This window comes from Delftia sp. S65, from assembly GCF_016516495.1.
Lineage (GTDB): Bacteria > Pseudomonadota > Gammaproteobacteria > Burkholderiales > Burkholderiaceae_C > Comamonas > Comamonas acidovorans.
The window spans coordinates 313766-337029 of record NZ_JACVUR010000001.1 but is presented as its reverse complement, the minus strand read 5'-3'; the positions used below and the strand labels follow the sequence as shown (position 1 = coordinate 337029).

The following is a 23264-nucleotide window of genomic DNA, read 5'->3' as shown; positions in this document are numbered from 1 at the left end:
GTTGTGGCGAAGCAGGGCAGTGCCTGCCCGCCACAGGGACAGCCGCAAACCTGGAGGCTGGCGGCCGTCATGGACTTCAGGCCAGTGCGGCCACCACGGCATCGCCCATCTCGCGGGTGGAGACCTTGGTCGTGCCTTCGCTGTAGATGTCGGCCGTGCGCAGGCCCTGGGCCAGCACCTTTTGCACGGCGGCTTCGATGCGCTGGGCGGCGGCTTCCTGGTTCAGCGAGAAGCGCAGCATCATCGCGGCCGACAGGATGGTGGCCAGCGGATTGGCAATGCCCTTGCCGGCGATGTCGGGGGCCGAGCCGTGGCTGGGCTCGTACAGGCCCTGGCCCCTGGAGTTGAGCGATGCCGAGGGCAGCATGCCGATGGAGCCGGTCAGCATGGAGGCTTCGTCGGACAGGATGTCGCCGAACATGTTGCCCGTGACCACCACGTCAAAGCGCTTGGGTTCCTTGACCAGCTGCATGGCGGCGTTGTCCACGTACATGTGGTCCAGTTGCACATCGGGGTACTGCTGGCCCACTTCGGTGACCACGTCCTTCCAGAACTGGAAGGTTTCCAGCACGTTGGCCTTGTCCACGCTGGTCACGCGCTTGCTGCGCTTTTGCGCGGCCTGGAAGGCGACATGGGCGATGCGCTCGATCTCGGGCTTGGAGTAGCGCATGGTGTCGAAGGCTTCCTCGGCACCGGGGAAGTGGCCGTCGGTGGCCACGCGGCGGCCGCGCGGCTGGCCGAAGTAGATGTCGCCGGTCAGCTCGCGGATGATGAGGATGTCCAGGCCCGCGACCAGCTCGGGCTTGAGGCTGGAGGCGTGGGTCAGTTCCGCATAGCAGATGGCCGGGCGGAAGTTGGCGAACAGGCCCATGTGCTTGCGCAGGCCCAGGATGGCCTGCTCGGGGCGCAGCGGGCGGTCCAGGGTGTCGTACTTCCAGTCGCCCACGGCGCCGAACAGCACGGCGTCGGACTCCATGGCCAGCTTCAGCGTGGATTCGGGCAACGGGTGGCCGGCAGCTTCGTAGGCAGCGCCGCCCACGGGGGCCGTCTGCATGTCGAAGTCCAGGCCCAGGGCGCCCAGCACCTTCACGGCTTCCGCAACGATTTCGGGGCCGATGCCATCACCGGGCAAGACTGCGATTTTCATGGTGTTCCTTTTGAGAGACTGTTCGGATGGTGGAAGGCCGCCGGCGACTGGTTCAGCAACGCCTGCGGCCCATTGATGCGCGCAAGTGGAGATCGATCAGCGCTGCACCAGCGTGTGGGCCAGCCAGGGCTTGGTGGCCAGGCGCTCGGCCTCGTAGGCGCGGATCTTGTCGGCGTGGCGCAGCGTCAGGCCGATATCGTCAAAGCCGTTGAGCAGGCAGAACTTGCGAAAGGCGATGACATCGAAAGGGATCTCCTCGCCCTGCGGGCGCACAATCACCTGGCGATCCAGATCAATGGTCAGCTCGTAGCCGGGGAAGGCTGCGATCTCGTTGAACAGCGTGTCGATCGTGGCCTCGGGCAGCACGATGGGCAGCAGGCCGTTCTTGAAGCAGTTGTTGAAGAAGATGTCGGCAAAGCTGGGCGCCAGGATGGCGCGAAAGCCGTACTGGTCCAGCGCCCAGGGCGCGTGCTCGCGGCTGGAGCCGCAGCCGAAGTTCTTGCGTGCGACCAGGATGGAGGCGCCCGCATAGCGGGGCTGATTGAGCACGAAGTCGGGGTTGGGCTTGCGCGAGGCCGGGTCCTGGCCGGGCTCGCCATGGTCCAGGTAGCGCCATTCGTCGAACAGGTTCACGCCGAAGCCGGTCTTCTTGATCGACTTGAGGAACTGCTTGGGAATGATGGCGTCGGTATCGACGTTTTCGCGGTCCATGGGGGCGACAAGGCCCTTGTGCACGGTGAATTGTTGCATGGCTGTATCGGATTCAGGGTTCAGCGGGCGGCGCGTTCGATGGCGCTGCCCGCGCTTTGCACGTCCTGGCCAATGCCCTTGACGGTATTGCAGGCGGCCAGGGTGAAGGCCAGGCCGATCAGGAGGATCGAGAAGGAGGGCTTCATGGTGTGCAGGCGGGGCAGTTGCGGGATCGGATCAGGAGAACCTGCGGATGTCCACGAAGTGGCCGTGGATGGCGGCGGCTGCAGCCATGGCCGGGCTCACCAGGTGGGTGCGTCCGCCCGCGCCCTGGCGGCCTTCGAAGTTGCGGTTGCTGGTGGAGGCGCAGCGCTCGCCGGGCTCCAGGCGGTCGGCATTCATGGCCAGGCACATGGAGCAGCCGGGCTCGCGCCATTCAAAGCCTGCCGCCTTGAAGATCTGGTCCAGGCCTTCGCGCTCGGCCTGTTCCTTGACCAGTCCGGAGCCGGGCACGACCATGGCCAGCTTGATGTTGCGCGCCACCTTCTGGCCCAGCTTCTTGACCACGGCGGCGGCCTCGCGCATGTCTTCGATGCGGCTGTTGGTGCACGAGCCGATGAAGACCTTGTCCACGAAGATGTCGTCGATCGCCTTGCCGGGCTCCAGCGCCATGTAGGTCAGCGCGCGTTCGATGGCGCCGCGCTTGCTGGCATCCTTTTCCTTGTCGGGGTCCGGCACGCGGGCATCCACGCCCAGCACCATCTCGGGCGAGGTGCCCCAGGTGACCTGCGGCACGATCTCGCTGGCCTGCAGCTCGACCACGCGGTCGAACTTCGCATCGGCATCGGAGTGCAGCGTCTTCCAGTAGGAGACGGCGGCATCCCATTCGGCGCCGGTGGGGGCCAGCGGGCGGCCCTTGACGTACTGGATGGTCTTGTCGTCCACGGCCACCAGGCCTGCGCGCGCGCCGCCTTCGATGGCCATGTTGCAGACCGTCATGCGGCCTTCCATGCTCAGGTCACGGATGGCTTCGCCGGCGAACTCGATGGTGTAGCCCGTGCCGCCGGCCGTGCCGATCTTGCCGATGATGGCCAGCACGATGTCCTTGGCCGTGATGCCGGGGGCCGCCTTGCCGCTGACGTTGATCAGCATGTTCTTGGCCTTCTTGGCCAGCAGGGTCTGGGTGGCCATCACGTGCTCGACCTCGGACGTGCCGATGCCGTGGGCCAGTGCGCCGAAGGCGCCATGCGTGGACGTGTGGCTGTCGCCGCAGACCACGGTCATGCCGGGCAGGGTGGCGCCCTGCTCGGGGCCCATGACGTGGACGATGCCCTGGCCCTTGTCCATGAAGGGGAAGAAGGCCGCAGAGCCGAACTCGCCGATGTTGGTGTTCAGCGTGGTGATCTGTTCCTTGCTGATGGGGTCGGCAATGCCGTCATAGCCGCGCTCCCAGCCGTCGGTGGGGGTGTTGTGGTCGGCCGTGGCGACCACGGAGCTGATGCGCCACAGCTTGCGGCCGGCCATGCGCAGGCCTTCGAAGGCCTGGGGGCTGGTGACTTCGTGCACCAGGTGGCGGTCGATGTAGAGGACGGCGGTGCCGTCATCCTCGGTGTGGATGACGTGCTCGTCGAAGATCTTGTCGTAGAGGGTGCGTCCCATGGCGTTCTCGAATGGTTGGTGTCGTGGGGAAATTTTTGGGGCATCCAGCGGCCAAGTGGCCTTCAGGATGCGCTGGCCGGCGGGCTCAGGTGCTCGACCAGCAGGCGGGCCGTGACGGGTAGCGCGTCGAAGTCACGCGCCACGATGCTCAGCTCGCGCCGAGCCCAGTCGTCGCTGAGCTCCAGTGCGCGCAGATGGCCCACGCCGTGCATGAGCTCGAAGGCGCGGTCGGGGATCAGTCCCACGCCCAGGCCGTTGTCGATCATGCGGCACATGGCATCCAGGCTGGTGACCTGGATGCGCTGGTGCAACGCATGCCCCGCCTGTGCGGCGGCCGCACGCATGGCCAGGCTGATGGAGGAGCCGGCCTGCAGGCTGACGATGTCCCATTCGAGCACATCGGCAAAGGCCACGCTGTCGCTGTGCGCCAGCGCGTGCTGCTCGGGGACCACGACGACCAGGCGATCCTCGCGGTAGGGGCGGTGCTGCAGTACGGGCGTGGCTTGGCCATTGCCCAGCGGCATGTATGCCATGGAGCAGATGCCGATGTCGGCCGTGCCTTCCTGTACGGCAGCCAGTACGGCGGGGCTGAGCTGCTCCTGCAGGTCGATCTTGACCTGGCCGTGCTTGCGCGCAAACACGCCCAGGTCTTCCGGCAGGAACTGCACGATGGCAGACATGTTGGCGTGGATGCGCACATGGCCGCGCACGCCATCGGCGTACTCGGACAGCTCGCCCTGCATGCGCTCCAGGCCGTACAGCACGTTGCGGGCATGGTGCAGCAGGCTTTCGCCGGCCGGCGTCAAGGTCACGCCACGGCTGTGTCGGTACAGCAGGGCTGTGTCCACCGTGGCTTCGAGATCGGACAGGCGCTTGCTCACCGCCGAGGCTGCAATGAACTCACGCTCGGCCGCGCGGCCGATGCTGCCAAGTTCGCAGACAGCCACGAACAGCTGCAGGGAGGTAAGGTCTATGCGCCGTGCAAAACTGCGCTCTGAATTCTTCATGTGGTGGGGTTCAGGCTTCTCATTAGGAGAAGTTGGATGGATTTTCTCGCACAAGTCATCGACCTGTCATCTTCAAGCGCGATGTCTTTGGTGATGTCGTGCGATTTCATGGAGATGGGGGTCATGCCCCCTGGCGATGGCTGCGGTCGGCCTCTCCTGTCGGAACGCCGGTTGCATACTGAAAGAATTTGTCAATCTTTGCGCCAGTCGCCTGCATGGATTGCTGCAAAAATAAGAGCATATGAACGATCGATACCCGACGGGCCTGCGAGCCCTGCCTGCAGGCCTGTCATTGCTGCTGGCCGCAGCCCTGTCCTGCATGGCCGTCCCGGCGTCTGCCAAGCCGCAGCCCCCAGCGAAGAACACGGCCAAGAGCGGTGCGAAGGCACCGGCCAAACCTGCCGCCAGACCTGCGGCCAAAGCGGCAGCCAGGCCAGCGGGCAAGGCCGCCGTCAAGACCGGGGGCAAGTCGGCGCCCTCTCCAACCCGCAATGCGCCGGCCAAGGCCGCCGCCGCTGGCGTGGCGGCAGGGGCCGTTGCGGCCGGAACTGCCGCAGCCGCAGTGGGCCATGCCCCCAAGGGCGAGCCCGGCCTGAGTGCGGCCGAGGTCGCAGCGCTGCACCAGCATGCCGAGCAGGGCGAGGCCAGCGCCCAGTACGCGCTGGGCTCGCTGTACAAGCGCGGCCAGGGCGTTGCCCTGAGTGCCGAGACGGCGGCCCAGTGGTATGAGAAGTCTGCGCAGCAGGGCTATGCGCCAGCCCAGTCCGACTTGGGTTTGATGTATGCGAATGGCCGAGGCGTGGCGCGTGACGATGCCCAGGCCGTGCAGTGGTATCGCAAGGCTGCCGAGCAGGGCGATGCCGTGGCCCAGAACAACCTGGGTCTGATGCTGGCCGAGGGGCGCGGAGCCGCCAAGGACCCCGCGCAGGCCGTGCAGTGGTTCCAGCGCTCGGCCGAGCAAGGCGAAGCGGCCGGCCAGTACAGCCTGGGCGTGATGTATGCCACGGGCCGGGGCGTGGCCGAGGACGTGGCGCAGGCGCTGCGCTGGTTTGTGGCGGCGGCAGGCCAGGGCCATGCCGATGCGCAATTCAATGCCGGCATGCTCTATGCCGAGGGTGGCGTGGTCGATCGCGACATGGCGCAGGCCGCCCACTGGCTGGAGAAGGCGGCCGAGCAGGGCAATGCCGCAGCCCAGTCCAACCTGGGCGTGCTGTATGCCAATGGGCAGGGCGTGCCCGCCAGCGACGAGCAGGCCGCGCGCTGGCTGGAGCGTGCCGCCCAGCAGGGCGATGCGCTGGCGCAGTCCAATCTCGCCAGTCTTTATGCGTCGGGCAAGGGCGTGGAGCGCAGCCCGTCCCAGGCCTATTTCTGGATGCTGCTGGCGGCGGGCAGGGACACCTCGCTGGCCGCCAAGCGTGACAGCATGGCCCAGCCGCTGAGCGCGGCCGAGCGTGCACGCACCGAGCGCCAGGCGGCGGCCTGGAAGGCCAAACCCGCTCCCTGAGTCCTGTTGAGCATGCACCAATGAAAAAACGCCTCGGAAGAGGCGTTTTTGTTGGGGGCTCAGTGCTGCATCAGCTGAAGAAGCTCTTGAGCCTGTCGGTCCAGCTCTCGCCGCTGGGCGAATGCTTGGCGCCACCCTTCTTGAGCGATTCCTCCAGCTCGCGCAGCAGCTTGCGCTGGTACTCGGTCAGCTTGACGGGCGTCTCGACCACGATGTGGCAGTACAGGTCGCCGGGATAGCTGGAGCGCACGCCCTTGATGCCCTTGCCGCGCAGGCGGAACTGCTTGCCGGCCTGGGTTCCTTCGGGGATGTCGATGGCCGCCTTGCCCGACAGGGTGGGCACTTCGATCTCGCCGCCGAGCGCCGCCGTGATGAAGCTCACGGGCACGTTGCAGTGCAGGTCGTCGCCGTCGCGCTCGAAGATGTCGTGGTCCTTGATGCGGATCTCGATGTAGAGATCGCCCGCAGGCCCGCCATTCGTGCCGGGTTCGCCATTGCCGGAGGAGCGGATGCGCATGCCGTCGTCGATGCCGGCAGGAATCTTCACTTCCAGTGTCTTCTGGCGCTTGACCTTGCCCTGGCCGCCGCAGCTGGTGCAGGGCTCGGGAATGATCTTGCCCGTGCCCCGGCAGTGCGGGCAGGTCTGCTGCACGCTGAAGAAGCCCTGGCGCATCTGCACGCTGCCCATGCCGTTGCAGGTGGTGCAGGTCTTGGCGCTGGTGCCGGGCTTGGCGCCGCTGCCGTGGCAGGTGTCGCAGCCATCCCAGCTGGGGATGCGGATCTGCGCATCCTTGCCGTGGGCGGCTTCCTCCAGCGTGATCTCCATGGCGTAGCTGAGATCGTTGCCGCGGTAGACCTGGCGGCCGCCACCGGCGCCGCCGCGTCTGCCGCCACCCTGGTTGAACATGTCGCCAAAGATGTCGCCAAAGGCTTCGGCAAAGCCACCAAAGCCTTCGGCGCCGCCGCCCATGCCGCGGTTGGGGTCCACGCCTGCATGGCCGTACTGGTCGTAGGCCGCGCGCTTGTTGCTGTCGGAGAGCATCTCGTAGGCCTCCTTGGCCTCCTTGAATTTCTCTTCCGCCCCGCTTGCGGCATCCCCCTGGTTGCGGTCAGGGTGGTACTTCATCGCCAGCTTGCGATAAGCCTTCTTGATGTCGTCGTCCGAGGCGTTCTTGGCAACGCCGAGGACCTCGTAAAAATCGCGTTTGGACATGGTGTTTGCTAGCCAGTCAGTGAGAACAGGAACGCCGCGTCAGCCCCTTGGCAGGGCCGAGCGCGGCGGCAAGCGGTCGTCAAGGGACCACGCGCTGGGTTCAGTCCTTCTTGACTTCCTTGACTTCGGCGTCAACGACGTTGTCGTCAGCGGCTGCTGCACCGGCCGAGGCGCCTGCTGCACCGGCCGCTGCGGCGGCTGCTGCTGCCTCGGGGCCGCCGGCTGCCTGCGCATCGGCGTACATCTTCTCGCCGAGCTTCTGGCTGGCCGTCATCAGCGCCGTGGTCTTGGCGTCGATGGCGTCCTTGTCCTCGCCCTTCAGGGCCTCTTCCAGATCCTTGACGGCGCTCTCGATGGCGGTCTTCTCGCCAGCGTCGAGCTTGTCGCCATGCTCACCCAGGCTCTTCTTGACGCTGTGCACGGCAGCTTCGCCCTGGTTGCGGGCCTGGACCAGTTCCAGCTTCTTCTTGTCGTCGGCTGCGTTCAGCTCGGCGTCCTTCACCATCTTCTGGATCTCGTCCTCGGACAGGCCCGAGTTCGCCTTGATGGTGATCTTGTTTTCCTTGCCCGAGGCCTTGTCCTTGGCGGACACGTTCAGGATGCCGTTGGCGTCGATGTCAAAGGCCACTTCGATCTGGGGCACGCCACGCGCTGCGGGCGGAATGCCTTCGAGGTTGAACTCGCCCAGCATCTTGTTGCCCGAAGCCATCTCGCGCTCGCCCTGGAACACCTTGATGGTCACGGCAGGCTGGTTGTCATCGGCCGTCGAGAAGGTCTGTGCGAACTTCGTCGGGATGGTGGTGTTCTTCGTGATCATCTTGGTCATCACGCCACCCAGCGTCTCGATGCCCAGCGACAGCGGCGTGACGTCCAGCAGCAGCACGTCCTTGCGGTCACCCGACAGAACCTGGCCCTGCACGGCGGCGCCCACGGCCACGGCTTCGTCGGGGTTCACGTCCTTGCGGGGTTCCTTGCCGAAGAATTCCTTGACCTTCTCCTGCACCTTGGGCATGCGGGACATGCCGCCGACCAGGATCACGTCATCGATGTCGGACACGGACACGCCTGCGTCCTTGATGGCCGTGCGGCAGGGCGCAATGGTGCGCTCGATCAGGTCTTCGACCAGGCTTTCCAGCTTGGAGCGGGTCAGCTTGATGTTCAGGTGCTTGGGACCCGAGGCATCGGCCGTGATATAGGGCAGGTTGATGTCGGTCTGGGCCGAGTTCGACAGCTCGATCTTGGCCTTCTCGGCGGCTTCCTTCAGGCGCTGCAGGGCCAGCACGTCCTTGGCCAGATCAACGCCCTGGTCCTTCTTGAACTCGGTGATGATGTAGTCGATGATGCGCTGGTCGAAGTCTTCGCCGCCCAGGAACGTGTCGCCGTTGGTGGACAGCACTTCGAACTGCTTTTCGCCGTCCACATCGGCGATTTCGATGATGGACACGTCAAACGTGCCGCCGCCCAGGTCATACACCGCGATCTTGCGGTCGCCCTTGTCGATCTTGTCCAGGCCGAAGGCCAGCGCAGCTGCCGTGGGCTCGTTGATGATGCGCTTGACTTCCAGGCCGGCGATGCGGCCGGCATCCTTGGTGGCCTGGCGCTGGGCGTCGTTGAAGTACGCGGGCACGGTGATCACGGCCTCGGTCACGGGCTCGCCCAGGTAGTCCTCGGCGGTCTTCTTCATCTTGCGCAGCACTTCGGCGGAAATCTGCGGCGGGGCCAGCTTCTGGCCGCGCACTTCCACCCAGGCGTCGCCGTTGTCGGCACGCGAGATGGTGTAGGGCATCAGGTCGATGTCCTTTTGCACTTCCTTCTCGTCGAACTTGCGGCCGATCAGGCGCTTGGCAGCGTAGATGGTGTTGCGGGGGTTGGTGACGGCCTGGCGCTTGGCCGAGGCGCCGACGAGGATCTCGCCGTCTTCCTGGTAGGCAATGATCGAAGGCGTGGTGCGTGCACCTTCGCTGTTCTCGATCACGCGCGTGGTGTTGCCGTCCATGATGGCCACGCAGCTGTTGGTGGTGCCCAGGTCAATACCGATGATTTTTCCCATTTTGAGTTCTCTCCGCGTTCTGTGAAATGTTTGAATGACTGCTAACTTGTGGCCGGCAGGCGCTGCTTCAAGGGGCTTTGCCTCTTTTTTGTCAGCGATGCCGTGAGCGCACGCTTACTGGGGCTGGGCCACGGTCACGAGGGCCGGGCGCAGGATACGGTCGGCAATCAGGTAGCCCTTTTGCAGCACCGACACCACGGTGTTGGCTTCCTGCTGGGCAGGCACCATGCTGATGGCCTGGTGCAGGTTGGGGTCGAATTTCTCGCCGGCTGCCGGGTTGATGGTCACGACCTTGTTGCGCTCCAGGGCCGAGGTCAGCTGGCGCAGCGTGGCGTCGGCGCCTTCGCGCAGCTGCTCTGGCGTGGCCTGCTGGATGGCCAGTGCGGCATCCAGGCTGTCGCAGACGGGCAGCAGGCTTTCGGCAAAGCTCTCGATGCTGAACTTGCGGGCCTTGGAGACTTCGTCTTCCGCGCGGCGGCGCACATTCTCTGCCTCGGCCTTGGCGCGCAGGAACTGGTCGGCCAGCTCGGCGCTCTTGGCCTTGAGTTCGGCCAGCTCGGCCTGCAGGCGCTGCAGCTCGTCGGCGGCGTTGGCCGCCATGGCGGCTTCGATTTCTTCCGGGGCTGCGTCTTGAAAGGGGTTGGAGTTTTGTTCGGACATGGATGGAGACTTCAGCTACAAAACAAAAAGATCGCCGCGCTGGAGGCCAGGCTTGGCGATTGCACGATCTTGAATCGAGATGCGAGCGGATCGGTGTATTTTCAAGGGCTTTGTGCCTGTGCATGCGCACTGCAGGTGCACACGGTGGGGGCAAAAGCCGGGCGAAGGGGCAAAAGCCCCACACGAATCCGGGGTCTCGGGCAGTGCGGAGTGTACAGATGGAAGAGGGCTGCGCTAGAATCCAATGCTTTGCCTTGCCGCACCGCTACAAGACGCAGTGGGCGGCGTTTTCCCAAAAGGAGTCGATATGCGTCATTACGAAATCGTTTTGTTGATCCACCCGGATCAGAGCGAGCAGGTTCCCGCCATGCTGGAACGCTACAAGGGCATGATCACCGCTGGCGGTGGCAAGGTCCATCGCGAAGAAGACTGGGGCCGTCGCCAACTGGCTTACATGATCAACAAGCTCGCCAAGGCCCACTACCTGTGCCTGAACATCGAAGCCGACCAGGCTGTGATGGCTGAGCTGGAGCATGCCTTCAAGTTCAACGATGCCGTGCTGCGTCACCTGACGGTTCAGAAGAAGAAGGCCGACACTGCGCCTTCCTCGATGATGAAGACCGTCGAGCGTGAAGAAGCCCGCAAGGCCAGCCAGACCGAACAGGCCTGAGCCCAGCCCTTTCAGAACCTGAAGGAGTGGAGAACCACGTTGCACTGACGGCAGCCATCGCAGAGCTTCAAGCACTGCGCTACACGCCGGCAGGGCTGCCCGCCCTTGAACTGCGACTCGAACACGCGTCGCGGCAAAAAGAAGCAGGAAGCGAACGCAGCGTGACGGCATCTGTCAAGGCGGTGGCCTTTGGCGCGCTGGCTGAAAAGCTGGCCCGCCAGGCGCTCGGCAGCCAGTGGAAGTTCCAAGGCTTCCTGGCAACGCCCCGCAACGGCAAATTGCTGGTTTTCCACATCCAGGACATTCAACAAAACTAATTTTCAAGAGGTCCAGAAATGGCCACGTTCAAGAAATTCAACAAGGACAAGCGCCCCAAGCGCAACACGCAGTCGCTGCTGTTCAAGCGCAAGCGCTTCTGCCGCTTCACCGTCGCCGGCGTCGAAGAAATCGACTACAAGGATGTGGACACCCTGCGTGACTTCATCGGTGAAAACGGCAAGATCGTGCCCGCTCGCCTGACCGGCACGCGCGCCATCTACCAGCGTCAGCTGAACACGGCCATCAAGCGCGCCCGCTTCCTGGCTCTGGTTCCTTACTCTGACCAGCACAAGATCTAAGGAATACAACCATGCAAGTCATTCTGCTCGACAAGGTTGTGAACCTCGGTGGCCTCGGCGACATCGTCAAGGTCAAAGACGGCTACGCCCGCAACTTCCTGATCCCCACGGGCGCTGCCCGTCGTGCCACGGCTTCCGCCAAGGCCGAGTTCGAAGCCAAGCGCGTCGAACTGGAAAAGCAAGCGGCTGAAAAGCTGGCTGCTGCTCAGCAACTGGGCGAAAAGCTCAACGGCGCAAACGTCAAGCTGACCCAGAAGGCTGGCGTTGACGGCCGCCTGTTCGGCTCGGTGACCAACGCCGACATCGCCGAAGAACTGACCAAGGCCGGCTTTGCCGTCGCCAAGTCGCAAGTTCGCCTGGTCAACGGTCCCATCAAGACCGTGGGCGACGCCACCGTGGTCGTGGCACTGCACACCGACGTCAGCGTCGAAGTGACGGTGTCGGTCTACGGCGACCACTCCTGATCCGGGGCTTGTCCCGTATCACCAAAAAGCCGCCTTAGGGCGGCTTTTTGCTTTGCCGTGCCAGGGTGATGACGCCGGGTGGCGCGGCCTTTTGCCAGCCGCTACGATGGCGGGCTCATCTCCAGGAATTCCATGTCGTCCGTAATGCCCCCGCTCGATCTCGATGATGCGTTCGCACCGCTGCCTGCTGGCGACCAGCAGGTGGCCCAGTTGCGCGTGCCGCCGCATTCGATGGAGTCCGAGTCCAGCGTTCTAGGGGGGCTGCTGCTGGACAACAACGCTTGGGAGCGTGTTGGCGATCTGCTGGTGGATGGTGATTTCTACCGCCATGAGCACAAGCTGATCTACGAGGCGATCGGCAAGCTGATCAACGGCAGCAAGCCGGCCGATGTGATCACGGTCTACGAGCATTTGCAGAGCATGGGCAAGGCCGAGGAAATCGGCGGCCTGCTGTACCTGAACCAGCTGGCGCAGTACGTGCCCAGCGCCACCAACATCCGGCGCTATGCGGAGATCGTGCGGGAGCGCTCCATCCTGCGCAAACTGGTGACCGCCAGCGACGACATCGCCACCAATGCCTTCAATCCGCAGGGCAAGACGGTCGATCGCATTCTGGACGAGGCCGAGCAGAAGATCCTGGCCATCGGCGAGGAGGGTGCGCGCAACAAGCAGGGCTTTCAGTCGCTCGACACGCTGGTGGTGGACTTGCTGGACCGTGTTCAGGAGATGGCCGACAACCCCATGGACGTGACCGGCGTGCCCACGGGTTTCGTCGATCTGGACCGCATGACCAGCGGCTTGCAGGCCGGTGACCTGGTGGTGCTGGCTGCCCGTCCCTCGATGGGCAAGACCTCGTTTGCGGTGAATATCGCCGAGCATGTGGCGCTCAACGAGGGCCTGCCGGTCGCCATTTTCTCGATGGAAATGGGCGCGGCCCAGCTGGCGGTTCGTATCGTCGGCTCCATCGGCCGCGTCAACCAGGGCAATCTGCGCACGGGCAAGCTCAACGACGACGAGTGGCCGCGCCTGACGGAAGCAATCGAGCGGCTGCGCACGGTATCCCTGCACATCGACGAGACGCCGGGCCTGTCCCCCACGGAGCTGCGCGCCAATGCGCGGCGCCTGGCGCGCACCTGCGGCAAGCTGGGCCTGATCGTGGTGGACTATTTGCAGCTGATGAGCGGCTCGGGCTCGGCTGCCAGTTCCGACAACCGTGCGACCGAGCTGGGCGAGATTTCGCGGGGCCTGAAAATGCTGGCCAAGGAACTGCAGTGCCCGGTGATTGCCCTGTCCCAGCTCAACCGCTCGGTGGAGCAGCGCACCGACAAGCGTCCCATGATGTCCGACCTGCGCGAATCGGGCGCCATCGAGCAGGATGCCGACATCATCATGTTCATCTACCGTGATGACTACTACAACAAGGACAGCAAGGAGCCGAACATTGCCGAAGTCATCATCGGCAAGCAGCGTAACGGTCCCACGGGGACGGTGAAGGTGTTCTTCCAGAAGAACCAGACGCGCTTCGAGAACCTGGCTGTGGGCTACGGTGGCGGCGACGAGTACTGACCGGAATACCCCGGCTTTGTGCCCGCAATGAAAAACGGCCCCGAGGGGCCGTTTGCTTTGGGTGGTTGGCGATCTACATGCGCCAGACCTGGATCAGCAGGCCCGCCACGCAGACGCCAAGGATGGCGCATGCCCAGGCCAGCCGCTGGGCGCCCGTGCGCAGCGCGCCCACGGTGGCCACGATCTGGGCGTTCTGCTCCGCCAGCTTTTCGATCAACTCCAGCGACTGGCGCTGGGATTGTTCCAGTTGCACGATGCGTGCGTCCTGGGCCTGGATCAGCTGCAGCGCCTGTTCGCCAGCCGAGCGCGGCGGTGCCAGCGGCTCGACGGCCGCAGGCTGCTGTGCATCGAGCTCCTGCGCAGCGTCCTTCTTGCGCAGCAGGTTCTTGGCGGCCTTGACGACCTGGGGCGTGGCCTCGATGACATCGCCCCAGGGCACCAGCTTCAACGCGGTGATCCAGCTGATCGCCATGGCTTAGAGCACCTCGCTGGCGAAGTCTGCCAGGCGCGAACGCTCGCCGCGCGCCAGCGTGATGTGGCCGCTGTGCGGCCAGCCCTTGAAGCGGTCCACGGCGTAGGTCAGACCCGAGGAGCCTTCGGTCAGGTAGGGTGTATCGATCTGCGCCAGATTGCCCATGCAGATGATCTTGGTGCCGGGGCCGGCGCGCGTGATCAGGGTCTTCATCTGCTTGGGCGTCAGGTTCTGGGCCTCGTCGATGATGACGTACTTGTTCAGGAAGGTGCGGCCGCGCATGAAGTTCATGCTCTTGATCTTGATGCGGCTGCGGATCAGTTCATTGGTGGCCGCGCGGCCCCATTCGCCGGCATTGCCGCCATCGCCCTTGGCCAGGAATTCGAGGTTGTCGTCGAGTGCGCCCATCCAGGGACCCATCTTCTCTTCCTCGGTACCGGGCAGGAAGCCGATGTCCTCGCCCACGCTCACCGTGGCGCGCGTCATGATGATCTCGGTGTAGCGGCGGTCGTCCAGCACCTGGGACAGTCCGGCAGCCAGGGCCAGCAGGGTCTTGCCGGTGCCGGCCGTGCCGGTCAGCGTGACCAGATCGATGTCCGGGTTCATCAGCAGGTTCATCGCGAAGTTCTGTTCGCGGTTGCGTGCCGTGACGCCCCAGACGGCGTACTTGGGATTGCCGAAGTCCTTGAGCGTCTTGAGCACGGCCGTCTTGTCGCGGATCTCGGTCACGCGCATGAACAGGCTGGGCTCGCCAGGAGCCTCGTGGTAGACGAACTGGTTGATCATCAGCTGGTCGACGATGGCGCCGCTGATGCGGTAGTAGGTGATGGCGCCTTCCTGCCAGCTTTCGACGTTCTTGCCCGCCTTGGCCCAGAAGTCCTGGGGCAGGGCCAGGGCGCCTGCGTACAGCAGGTCGCCGTCGTCCAGTACCTTGTCGTTCTGGTAGTCCTCGGCCGCTAGGCCCAGCGCGCGTGCCTTGACGCGCATGTTGATGTCCTTGGACACCAGCACGACTTCGCGCTCGCTGAACTTCTTGCGCAGCGCGGCGACCACGCCCAGGATCTGGTTGTCCGCCTTGCCCTGGGGCAGGCTGTCGGGCAGCGAGGTCTCCAGCGGTTCCGTCTGGAAATACAGCATGCCCGTGGCGCTGCGCTGGCCCGTGGCATTCAGCGGCAGGCCCTTGTCCAGCGTTTCGGAGGGCTGGGAGGCGACCAGCGAATCCAGCGTGCGGCTGACCTGGCGGCCGTTGCGCGCCACTTCGGTCATGCCCTTCTTGTGGCCGTCGAGTTCTTCCAGCACCACCATGGGCAGGAAGATGTCGTGTTCCTCGAAGCGGAACAGGCTTGTCGGGTCGTGCAGCAGCACGTTGGTGTCGAGTACAAACAGCGTCTTTGGCCCTGTGCGCGTGCGGCGCGGGCGAACCGGCGCTGCCAGCAATGCTGCCGGCTTGGCTTCTGTGGAGGACCTTTTGGCCGAGCGGGCGCTGGACGGCGCTGCCGTTGCGTTGGAGTTGTCGGTTGCGCGGCGCTGCCGATTGGCCGGGGCTGCAGTCGCGGGCGCAGGAGCCGGTGCCGGTGCTGCGGGCTTGGTATTGCGGCCGCGCGCCGGTGCGGGCTTTGCGGCTGTGGCGGTGTTGTTGGAGGCGGCGGCCGGGGCCGGCTTGCGCTTGCGCGTCGCGGCGGCAGCTACGGCCTCGGCTGCATCGGGAAGATCGTCAGCGGGCAGGGGGTCTGCGTGCTGGGCACCGCGCACGGGAAGAAAGGCTTCGGGGGAGAGCTTGGCGGCACGGCGGCCGGGTGCGGGGGGCAGGGGCATAGTGGACGAACCGTTCCTCAACAGGGATCAAAAAGCACAAAGCCGCCTGGAAACCGAGGCGGCTTTGGTGGGGTGACAGGGAAAAGCGTCTTTGCTAAGAGGCATCGTCCCATTATGCATAGGCTGATGGCCTGAATATGTCGGCCGGCGCTTTGTCGCCTGTCAGATTGTCGCTATCAGGCGGCCTGCTTCAGTGCCTTCAGGGTCTTGACAGCCTTGAGCACCTCGTCAACGTGGCCGGGGACCTTCAGGCCGCGCCATTCCTGCACCAGCAGGCCATCGGTGCCCACCAGGAAGGTGGAACGCTCGATGCCCTTCACCTTCTTGCCGTACATGATCTTGTTCTTGACCACGCCGAACATGTGGCACATCTTCTCTTCCGTATCGGCGATGAGCTCGAACGGCAGTTCCAGCTTTTCCTTGAAGTCGTCGTGCGACTTCATGTTGTCGCGCGAGACGCCAAACACGGTGGCACCAGCTTTCACGAAGTCCTTGTACTTGTCGCGGAACTGCATGGCTTCAGTGGTGCAGCCAGGCGTATTGTCCTTTGGGTAGAAATACAGGATCAGAATCTGGCCCGTGTGGGAGGTGTTGGTCACCTTGATCCCGCCGGTAGCGTTGGCTTCAAATTCGGGAAGGGGTTTGTTGACAACGATCGCCATGCGCTTATATCTCTCGGGTGTAGTCGTTGAAATGCCGAGGGCCGTGTTTGTGTTTTTGCTTTTATCGGAAATGCCCCCAACCGCAACCTGCAATTTTACCCTGAAAACGGGATTTCACCCAATCAGGGGGGCAGGAGTCTACTCCAAGAGTAGGGCCGCGACGACGTTACGGCCTTCGCTGGCAAGGATGTTGTAGGTGCGACACGCGGCCTGCGTGTCCATGCTTTCCAGGCCTATGCGCCGGGCCATGAGGGGGCGCAGCCAGGCCGCCGGCGGGAAGCGGTTGCGCTGGCCGCTGCCCAGGATGATGACCTCGGCATCCAGTTGGGACAGCGCCTCGAAATGCTCGGGCGTCAGGTCCTCGAAGCGGACGCAGTCCCAGGCCTGGCGCAGGCCCTTGGCGCCTACCAGCAGGCTGTGCTCGAATTTTTCCCTGTCCACGGCGACCCAGCCGGGGCCATAGCCCGTGATGCTCTGTGCTTCGGATTTGTCGGCGTGGAATTTCATGGATGAGGGTGGCGCGGTCTGCGCGAAGGGGGTGGCCGCCACATGGCCGGGGCCAGGGCGATGCTGCATTGCGGAACTGTGGTCAAATTATAGGTTTCACCAGGGTGCATGGGGCACTTTGGCGTGCATGAAGGCCGCAAGCCCGCGCCGGCCACTTTCATATTCTCAGCATGAAAACCGTTCTCAAATCCGCAAAACTAGCCAACGTCTGTTATGACATCCGCGGGCCCATCATGGACGCGGCGAAGAAGATGGAAGAGGACGGCCAGAAGATCATCAAGCTCAATATCGGCAACCTGGCCGTGTTCGGCTTCGATGCCCCCGAGGAAGTGCAGCAGGACATGATCCGCAACCTGCCCAATTCGGCAGGCTACTCGGACAGCAAGGGCATCTTCGCGGCGCGCAAGGCCGTGATGCATGAGACCCAGCGCCAGGGCATCCTGGGCGTGACGTTGGACGATATCTACCTGGGCAATGGTGCATCCGAGCTGATCAGCCTGGCCACGAACGCGCTGCTGGACGACGGCGACGAGATGCTGCTGCCGGCGCCCGACTATCCGCTGTGGACCGCCGTCACCAGCCTGTCGGGCGGCACGCCCGTGCACTATATGTGTGACGAGTCCAACGGCTGGATGCCCGACCTGGACGACATCCGCGCCAAGATCACGCCGCGCACCAAGGGCATCGTCGTCATCAATCCCAACAACCCGACGGGCGCCCTGTACAGCAAGCAGCTGCTGCAAAGCATCGTGGCGCTGGCCCGCGAGCATGGCCTGGTGATCTTTGCCGACGAGGTCTATGACAAGGTGCTGTACGACGACGTGGTGCACACGCCGCTCGCCAGCCTGTCCACCGATGTGCTGACGCTGACCTTCAACTCGCTGTCCAAGGCCTATCGCAGCTGCGGCTACCGCGCCGGCTGGATGGTGGTCTCGGGCGACAAGAAGGCGGCCCGGGACTATATCGAGGGCCTGAACATGCTCTCCAACATGCGCCTGTGCGCCAATGTGCCCGGCCAATGGGCCGTGCAGACGGCGCTGGGCGGCCACCAGAGCATCGACGAGCTGGTGCAGGAGGGCGGCCGGCTGCGCGTTCAGCGCGATCTGGCCCACAAGCTGATCACCGAAATCCCCGGCGTGAGCTGCGTCAAGCCGCAAGCCGCGCTGTACATGTTCCCGCGCCTGGACCCCGAGATCTACCCGATCAAGGATGACCAGGCGTTCTTCCTGGAAGTGCTGCAAGAGACCAAGGTCATGCTGGTGCAGGGAACAGGCTTCAACTGGCCGCACCCCGACCATTTCCGCATCGTCTTCCTGCCGCACGACACCGACCTGCGCGAGGCCATCCGCCGTCTCGCAGTGTTCCTCGAGAAATACCGCAAGCGCCACGGCACGGACCGCGGCTGAGCTGTGCGGGCCGGTGGAGGAGAGGGCCTTCCGCCGGCCATTGCTTTTTACCGGCTGCCGGCGCGCACCCTCTGGGCGCCGCAGCGTTTTTTGACTGGCAAGTAGTTTATGAAACCGATCCAAGTAGGCCTTCTGGGCATTGGCACCGTGGGCAGCGGCACCTTCAACGTGCTGCAGCGCAATCAGGAAGAGATCCGCCGCCGTGCGGGCCGCGGTATTGAGATTGCCATGGTGGCCGACCTGGATACGGAACGCGCCCGCTCCGTCGTGGGCGACACGGCCAAGGTGGTCGGCGATGCGCGCGAGATCATCGCCAACCCCGAGATCGACGTGGTGATCGAGCTGATCGGCGGCTACGGCATTGCCAAGGCCCTGGTGCTGGAAGCCATTGCCGCCGGCAAGCATGTGGTCACGGCCAACAAGGCCCTGCTGGCCGTGCATGGCAGCGAAATCTTCAAGGCCGCCGCCGAGAAGGGCGTGATGGTGGCCTACGAAGCGGCCGTGGCTGGTGGCATCCCCATCATCAAGGCGCTGCGCGAAGGCCTGACGGCCAACCAGATCCAGTGGGTGGCCGGCATCATCAACGGCACGACCAACTTCATCCTGTCCGAAATGCGCGACAAGGGCCTGGACTTCGACGTGGTGCTCAAGGAAGCCCAGCGCCTGGGCTATGCCGAAGCCGATCCGACCTTCGACATCGAAGGCGTGGACGCCGCCCACAAGGTCACGCTGATGAGCGCCATCGCCTTCGGCATTCCCGTGCAGTTCGACAAGGCGCATGTGGAAGGCATCACCAAGCTGTCTGCGGCCGACATCAAGTACGCCGAGCAACTGGGCTACCGCATCAAGCTGCTGGGCATCACCAAGCGCACGGACAAGGGCATCGAGCTGCGCGTGCACCCCAGCCTGGTGCCGACCAAGCGCCTGATCGCCAACGTGGAAGGCGCGATGAACGCCGTTGTCGTCCATGGCGATGCCGTGGGCACCACGCTGTACTACGGCAAGGGTGCGGGCTCCGAGCCCACGGCCAGCGCCGTGATCGCCGATCTGGTGGACATCGCCCGCCTGCACACGGCCGACCCCGAGCACCGCGTGCCCCCGCTGGCCTTCCAGTCGAACACGCTGGTCGCCGCAGGTGGCGAGCTGCCCGTGCTGCCCATGAGCGAGGTGGTCACCAGCTACTACCTGCGCATCCGCGTGGCCGACGAAGCCGGTGTGCTGGCCAAGATCACCAGCATCCTCGCGGGCATGGGCATCAGCATCGACGCCCTGCTGCAGCGAGAGGCCGGCGAAGTGAGCGGCGACAGCGAAGGCAGCCAGGGCGTGCCGCAGACCGACCTGATCATCCTGACCCATGCCACGCGCGAAGGCGATATGGACACGGCCCTGGCCCAGATCCAGCAACTGCCCACGGTGCTGGCCCCTATCAACCGCATCCGCAAGGAAGAGTTGAACTAAGACACCCCCTGAGCGGCTGCGCCGCTTCCCCCTCTCTCGCACGCGGGAGGGGGACGACGCCCTCGCTGCGGGGCGGCCCTTGCTCGGCATCCCTGGCATCGGCCGCGCCCCGTCTCACAGAATACTGACGAGGAAGCGACATGCTTTATCTTTCCACGCGCGGCCACGCGGACCGCAAGCGCTTTTGCGACATCCTGCTCGAGGGCCTGGCGCCCGATGGCGGGCTGTACCTGCCCGAGCACTATCCGCAGATCGATGCCGCCCGCCTGGGCGAGCTGCGCAGCATCTACAAGGAGCAGGGCTACGCGGCCCTGGCCTTCGAGATCCTGAGTCTGTACATCGACGACATCCCGGCCGAGGATCTGCGTGCCCTGTGCGCCAAGACCTATACGCAGCAGGTGTTCGGCACGGCCGAGATCACGCCGCTGCGCCCGCTGGAAGACGGCCTGTGGCTCGAAGCCCTGTCCAACGGCCCCACGCTGGCCTTCAAGGACATGGCCATGCAGCTGCTCGGCAACCTGTTCGAGTACGAACTGGGCCGCCGTGGCGAGGAACTGAACATCCTGGGGGCCACCAGTGGTGACACCGGCAGCGCGGCCGAGTACGCCATGCGCGGCAAAAAGGGCGTGCGCGTGTTCATGACCAGCCCGCGCGGCCGCATGAGCCCCTTCCAGCAGGCCCAGATGTTCAGCCTGCAGGATGCCAACATCCACAACATCGCCATCGAGGGCGTGTTCGACGACTGCCAGGACATCGTCAAGGCCGTCTCCAACGACCACGCCTTCAAGGCGAAGTACAAGATCGGCACGGTCAACTCGATCAACTGGGCCCGCCTGCTGGCCCAGGTCGTCTACTACTTCGCCGGCTACCTGCAGGCCACGCAGAGCAATGACCAGAAGGTCAGCTTCACGGTGCCCAGCGGCAACTTCGGCAACATCTGCGCCGGCCACGTGGCGCGCCAGATGGGCCTGCCGATAGCGCGCCTGGTGGTGGCGACCAACGAGAACGATGTGCTCGACGAGTTCTTCCGCACGGGCGCCTACGTGGTGCGCGGCAGCGAACATACCTACGAGACATCAAGCCCCTCGATGGACATCTCCAAGGCCAGCAACTTCGAACGCTTCGTGTTCGACCTGCTGGGCCGCGATGGCCAGGCCACGCGCGAATTGTTCGCCGAGGGCGTGGCACGCCAGGGCCGCTTCGACCTGGGCGGCAACCCGCTGTTCCAGGAAGCTGCTGCCCGCTACGGCTTCGTCAGCGGCAAGAGCACGCATGCCGACCGCCTGGCCACCATCCGCGATACCTTCGAGCGCTTCGGCACCATGATCGACACGCACACGGCCGACGGCGTCAAGGTGGCGCGCGAGCAGCTGCAGGCCGGCGTGCCCATGATCGTGCTGGAGACGGCACTGCCCATCAAGTTCGCCGCCACCATCGAGGAGGCCCTGGGCCGCCTGCCCGATCGCCCGGCCAAGTTCGAAGGCATCGAGGACCTGCCCAAGCGCGTGACCGACTTGCCGGCCGACGCCGAGCAGGTCAAGGCCTATATCGCCCGGCATTGCGACTGATGCGGCAGCCGGGCTGCCCAAAGGTCCGCAGCAGGAGGGCATGGCGATGAAGGTCATCGGCTTCGCCGGCTACTCGGGCTCGGGCAAGACCAGCCTGGTGGAGCCCCTGATCACGCTGATGCGTGCGCAGGGGCTCAGCGTTTCGGTGGTCAAGCATGCCCACCACCATTTCGATGTCGATCATGAGGGCAAGGACAGCTGGCGCCACCGCAAGGCGGGCGCCTATGAAGTGGTGCTGGCCTCGGATCGCCGTCTGGCGCTGATGCGCGAATTCCCCCGTCCCACGGAGCTGTCGGTGCACGACATGCTGGCCGAACTCGATCCGCGCGTGGATTGGGTGCTGGTCGAAGGCTTCAAGCACGCCGACCTGCCCAAGATAGAGATCTGGCGCGATCAGCCCGAGCGCGCCAGCGCCGGCAAGACCCAGGCGCCCCTGTATCCGCACGACCCCCATGTGCTGGCCATTGCCACCGACGCACCGCAGCGCCTGCCAGAGCCGCCGCGCCAGCCCGTGCTCGATCTCAATGCGCCAGGGCAGATACTGCAATGGCTGCTGGAGCATGCGCAGCAACTGAGCTACCGTGCTCCAGGCCTCCCTCGAAATTAGGAAAACACCATGCGAGCCCCGCTCAAGCCCCTTGACGAAGCGCTGGCCGAATTGCTGGCCCAGGCACTGCCGCTGGCCGGCGATGACACCGTGGACAGCTTCGATGCCGATGGCCGTGTGCTGCTGGCCGATGCCGTCTCTCCGCTGCAAGTGCCGCCCCAGGACAACAGCGCCATGGACGGCTACGCCGTGCGCAGCGCCGAATGCACCCAGGGCAATGCCGAGCTGCCCGTCTCGCAGCGCATCCCCGCAGGCGCCATGGGCCAGCCGCTGGCCGTGGGCACGGTGGCGCGCATCTTCACGGGCGCCCCGGTGCCCGAAGGTGCCGATGCCATCGTCATGCAGGAAGACTGCGAAGTCCTGGAAGACGGTCGCGTGCGCATCAAGGCGCGGCCCGAGGCCGGGCAATGGATACGCCGCTCGGGCGAAGACATCCGGCGCGGCGCCACCGTCATCGCGGCCGGCACGCGCCTGTCGCCGGCCGAGCTGGGGCTGGCCGCCAGCATCGGCCTGGCCTCTTTGCGCGTGGCACGCAAGCCGCGCGTGGCCCTGTTCTCCACAGGCGACGAGCTGGTCATGCCGGGCACCGTGGCGCCCGAGCAGATGCCGCCCGGCAGCATCTACAACAGCAACCGATTCTTCCTTCGCGCCCTGCTGCAGCGCATGGGCTGCGAGGTCACCGACTTCGGTATCGTCCCCGACCGGCGCGAAGCCACTGTCGATGCTTTGCGCGAGGCGGCCCGCGCGCATGACCTGATCCTGACCAGCGGCGGGGTGTCTGTCGGCGAGGAAGACCATGTCAAGCCCGCCGTGCAGGCGCTGGGCCAGCTCGACCTCTGGCAGATCGCCGTCAAGCCCGGCAAGCCCTTCGCCTATGGCCGCGTGAACCGCGAGGGCGAAGGCTTTGCCCACTTCATCGGCCTGCCCGGCAATCCGGTCTCCAGCTTTGTCACCTTTCTCCTGCTGGTGCGCCCCTTCGTGCTGCGCCTGCAGGGCGTGCAGCAGGCGCTGCCGCGCTCGGTCGAGGTGCGCGCCGACTTCCATTGGCCGCGCGGGGACAAGCGCCGCGAATTCCTGCGCGTGCGCTACAACGACAGCGGCGGGCTGGAGCTGTTCCGCAACCAGAGTTCGGGCGTGCTGACCTCGGCGGCCTGGGGCGATGGCGTGGTGGACAACCCGCCGGGCCAGGCCATTGCGCCGGGCGACCGGGTGCGCTTCATCGCCTTTTCGGAGCTGCTGTCATGAGCCAGGCCGTCCCCATCGCCATCACCATCACCGTGCGCTATTTCGCCTCCATCCGCGAAGCCCTGGGCACGGGCAGCGAAGCCCTGTCCACCGAGGCCGCCACCGTGGGCGCGCTGCGTGAGGAACTGATTGCGCGTGGCGGTGCAGCCGCCGAAGCGCTGGCCCCTGGCAAGGCCGTGCGCATGGCGCTGAACCAGGTCCTGTGCGATGCCGGTGCCGCCATTCGCCAGGGGGACGAGGTGGCTTTCTTCCCTCCCGTGACCGGAGGTTGACCCAA

24 protein-coding genes are annotated in these 23264 nt (G+C 65.0%); 12 read left to right on the top strand and 12 right to left on the bottom strand.

All coding sequences use genetic code 11. The features are described from left to right. Positions 1-76: 76 nt before the first annotated feature. The 5 genes from leuB to IAE24_RS01430 form a co-directional block, all read right to left on the bottom strand. A complete protein-coding gene (leuB, locus tag IAE24_RS01450) occupies positions 77-1147 on the bottom strand; it encodes a 3-isopropylmalate dehydrogenase (protein WP_012207037.1) in 1071 nt (356 codons plus the stop codon). A gap of 96 nt (positions 1148-1243) precedes the next feature. Next, positions 1244-1897, bottom strand: coding sequence for a 3-isopropylmalate dehydratase small subunit (leuD, locus tag IAE24_RS01445; RefSeq protein WP_197944077.1), 654 nt, complete (start codon positions 1895-1897; stop codon positions 1244-1246). A 20-nt stretch (positions 1898-1917) separates the two neighbouring features. Next, a complete protein-coding gene (locus IAE24_RS01440) occupies positions 1918-2043 on the bottom strand; it encodes an entericidin A/B family lipoprotein (protein WP_012207035.1) in 126 nt (41 codons plus the stop codon). 31 nt (positions 2044-2074) lie between these two features. Then, entirely contained in the window at positions 2075-3496 is a 1422-nt protein-coding gene (gene leuC / locus IAE24_RS01435; RefSeq protein WP_034396655.1) for a 3-isopropylmalate dehydratase large subunit, read from the bottom strand. Between the two features lie 62 nt (positions 3497-3558). Then, a complete protein-coding gene (locus IAE24_RS01430) occupies positions 3559-4503 on the bottom strand; it encodes a LysR substrate-binding domain-containing protein (protein WP_012207033.1) in 945 nt (314 codons plus the stop codon). Positions 4504-4744: 241 nt separating this feature from the next. Between IAE24_RS01430 and IAE24_RS01425 the strand changes: the two genes are divergently transcribed. Further along, positions 4745-6007, top strand: coding sequence for a tetratricopeptide repeat protein (locus IAE24_RS01425; RefSeq protein WP_199959942.1), 1263 nt, complete (start codon positions 4745-4747; stop codon positions 6005-6007). A 70-nt stretch (positions 6008-6077) separates the two neighbouring features. On the opposite strand, the gene dnaJ is transcribed toward IAE24_RS01425, so the two are convergent. From dnaJ to grpE, 3 genes are all read right to left on the bottom strand, one after another. Further along, positions 6078-7220, bottom strand: coding sequence for a molecular chaperone DnaJ (gene dnaJ / locus IAE24_RS01420; protein WP_013801020.1), 1143 nt, complete (start codon positions 7218-7220; stop codon positions 6078-6080). Positions 7221-7320: 100 nt separating this feature from the next. After that, complete coding sequence (gene dnaK / locus IAE24_RS01415) at positions 7321-9270, bottom strand: molecular chaperone DnaK (protein ID WP_034396649.1); 1950 nt, start codon at positions 9268-9270, stop codon at positions 7321-7323. Positions 9271-9384: 114 nt separating this feature from the next. Next, on the bottom strand, positions 9385-9930 hold the full coding sequence (gene grpE / locus IAE24_RS01410; RefSeq protein WP_013801022.1) for a nucleotide exchange factor GrpE: 546 nt from the start codon (positions 9928-9930) through the stop codon (positions 9385-9387). A 307-nt stretch (positions 9931-10237) separates the two neighbouring features. Between grpE and rpsF the strand changes: the two genes are divergently transcribed. The 5 genes from rpsF to dnaB all read left to right on the top strand — a co-directional run bounded on the left by rpsF (position 10238) and on the right by dnaB (position 13247). Further along, a complete protein-coding gene (rpsF, locus tag IAE24_RS01405; protein ID WP_012207028.1) occupies positions 10238-10600 on the top strand; it encodes a 30S ribosomal protein S6 in 363 nt (120 codons plus the stop codon). A gap of 26 nt (positions 10601-10626) precedes the next feature. After that, the gene (gene priB, locus IAE24_RS01400; RefSeq protein ID WP_012207027.1) at positions 10627-10917 is read left to right on the top strand and encodes a primosomal replication protein N; all 291 of its coding nucleotides are present in this window, start codon (positions 10627-10629) and stop codon (positions 10915-10917) included. An 18-nt stretch (positions 10918-10935) separates the two neighbouring features. Then, a complete protein-coding gene (gene rpsR, locus IAE24_RS01395; protein WP_012207026.1) occupies positions 10936-11217 on the top strand; it encodes a 30S ribosomal protein S18 in 282 nt (93 codons plus the stop codon). 11 nt (positions 11218-11228) lie between these two features. After that, positions 11229-11681: a 50S ribosomal protein L9 gene (gene rplI / locus IAE24_RS01390; RefSeq protein WP_013801023.1), complete on the top strand. Its 453-nt coding sequence runs from the start codon at positions 11229-11231 to the stop codon at positions 11679-11681. Positions 11682-11813: 132 nt separating this feature from the next. Further along, on the top strand, positions 11814-13247 hold the full coding sequence (gene dnaB, locus IAE24_RS01385; protein ID WP_012207024.1) for a replicative DNA helicase: 1434 nt from the start codon (positions 11814-11816) through the stop codon (positions 13245-13247). Between the two features lie 73 nt (positions 13248-13320). Here the strand turns inward: dnaB and IAE24_RS01380 are convergent, their stop codons facing one another. The 4 genes from IAE24_RS01380 to IAE24_RS01365 form a co-directional block, all read right to left on the bottom strand. Next, on the bottom strand, positions 13321-13719 hold the full coding sequence (locus IAE24_RS01380) for a hypothetical protein (protein ID WP_012207023.1): 399 nt from the start codon (positions 13717-13719) through the stop codon (positions 13321-13323). A gap of 3 nt (positions 13720-13722) precedes the next feature. Further along, positions 13723-15534: a PhoH family protein gene (locus IAE24_RS01375; RefSeq protein ID WP_199959940.1), complete on the bottom strand. Its 1812-nt coding sequence runs from the start codon at positions 15532-15534 to the stop codon at positions 13723-13725. A 176-nt stretch (positions 15535-15710) separates the two neighbouring features. After that, the gene (locus tag IAE24_RS01370) at positions 15711-16196 is read right to left on the bottom strand and encodes a peroxiredoxin (RefSeq protein ID WP_013801026.1); all 486 of its coding nucleotides are present in this window, start codon (positions 16194-16196) and stop codon (positions 15711-15713) included. A gap of 138 nt (positions 16197-16334) precedes the next feature. Beyond that, positions 16335-16703: an Mth938-like domain-containing protein gene (locus IAE24_RS01365; RefSeq protein ID WP_012207020.1), complete on the bottom strand. Its 369-nt coding sequence runs from the start codon at positions 16701-16703 to the stop codon at positions 16335-16337. A 170-nt stretch (positions 16704-16873) separates the two neighbouring features. Between IAE24_RS01365 and IAE24_RS01360 the strand changes: the two genes are divergently transcribed. From IAE24_RS01360 to moaD, 6 genes are all read left to right on the top strand, one after another. After that, positions 16874-18109, top strand: a complete 1236-nt coding sequence (locus tag IAE24_RS01360; RefSeq protein ID WP_013801028.1) for a pyridoxal phosphate-dependent aminotransferase — start codon at positions 16874-16876, stop codon at positions 18107-18109. A gap of 108 nt (positions 18110-18217) precedes the next feature. Then, positions 18218-19567: a homoserine dehydrogenase gene (locus tag IAE24_RS01355; RefSeq protein WP_012207018.1), complete on the top strand. Its 1350-nt coding sequence runs from the start codon at positions 18218-18220 to the stop codon at positions 19565-19567. A gap of 140 nt (positions 19568-19707) precedes the next feature. Next, positions 19708-21135: a threonine synthase gene (gene thrC, locus IAE24_RS01350; protein ID WP_065347066.1), complete on the top strand. Its 1428-nt coding sequence runs from the start codon at positions 19708-19710 to the stop codon at positions 21133-21135. Between the two features lie 46 nt (positions 21136-21181). After that, a complete protein-coding gene (gene mobB, locus IAE24_RS01345) occupies positions 21182-21742 on the top strand; it encodes a molybdopterin-guanine dinucleotide biosynthesis protein B (protein WP_012207016.1) in 561 nt (186 codons plus the stop codon). Positions 21743-21751: 9 nt separating this feature from the next. Continuing rightward, on the top strand, positions 21752-22987 hold the full coding sequence (locus IAE24_RS01340) for a molybdopterin molybdotransferase MoeA (protein WP_099732982.1): 1236 nt from the start codon (positions 21752-21754) through the stop codon (positions 22985-22987). Further along, the gene (moaD, locus tag IAE24_RS01335) at positions 22984-23259 is read left to right on the top strand and encodes a molybdopterin converting factor subunit 1 (RefSeq protein WP_046985424.1); all 276 of its coding nucleotides are present in this window, start codon (positions 22984-22986) and stop codon (positions 23257-23259) included. The genes IAE24_RS01340 and moaD overlap by 4 nt, the downstream gene beginning before the upstream one ends. Positions 23260-23264 lie beyond the last annotated feature (5 nt).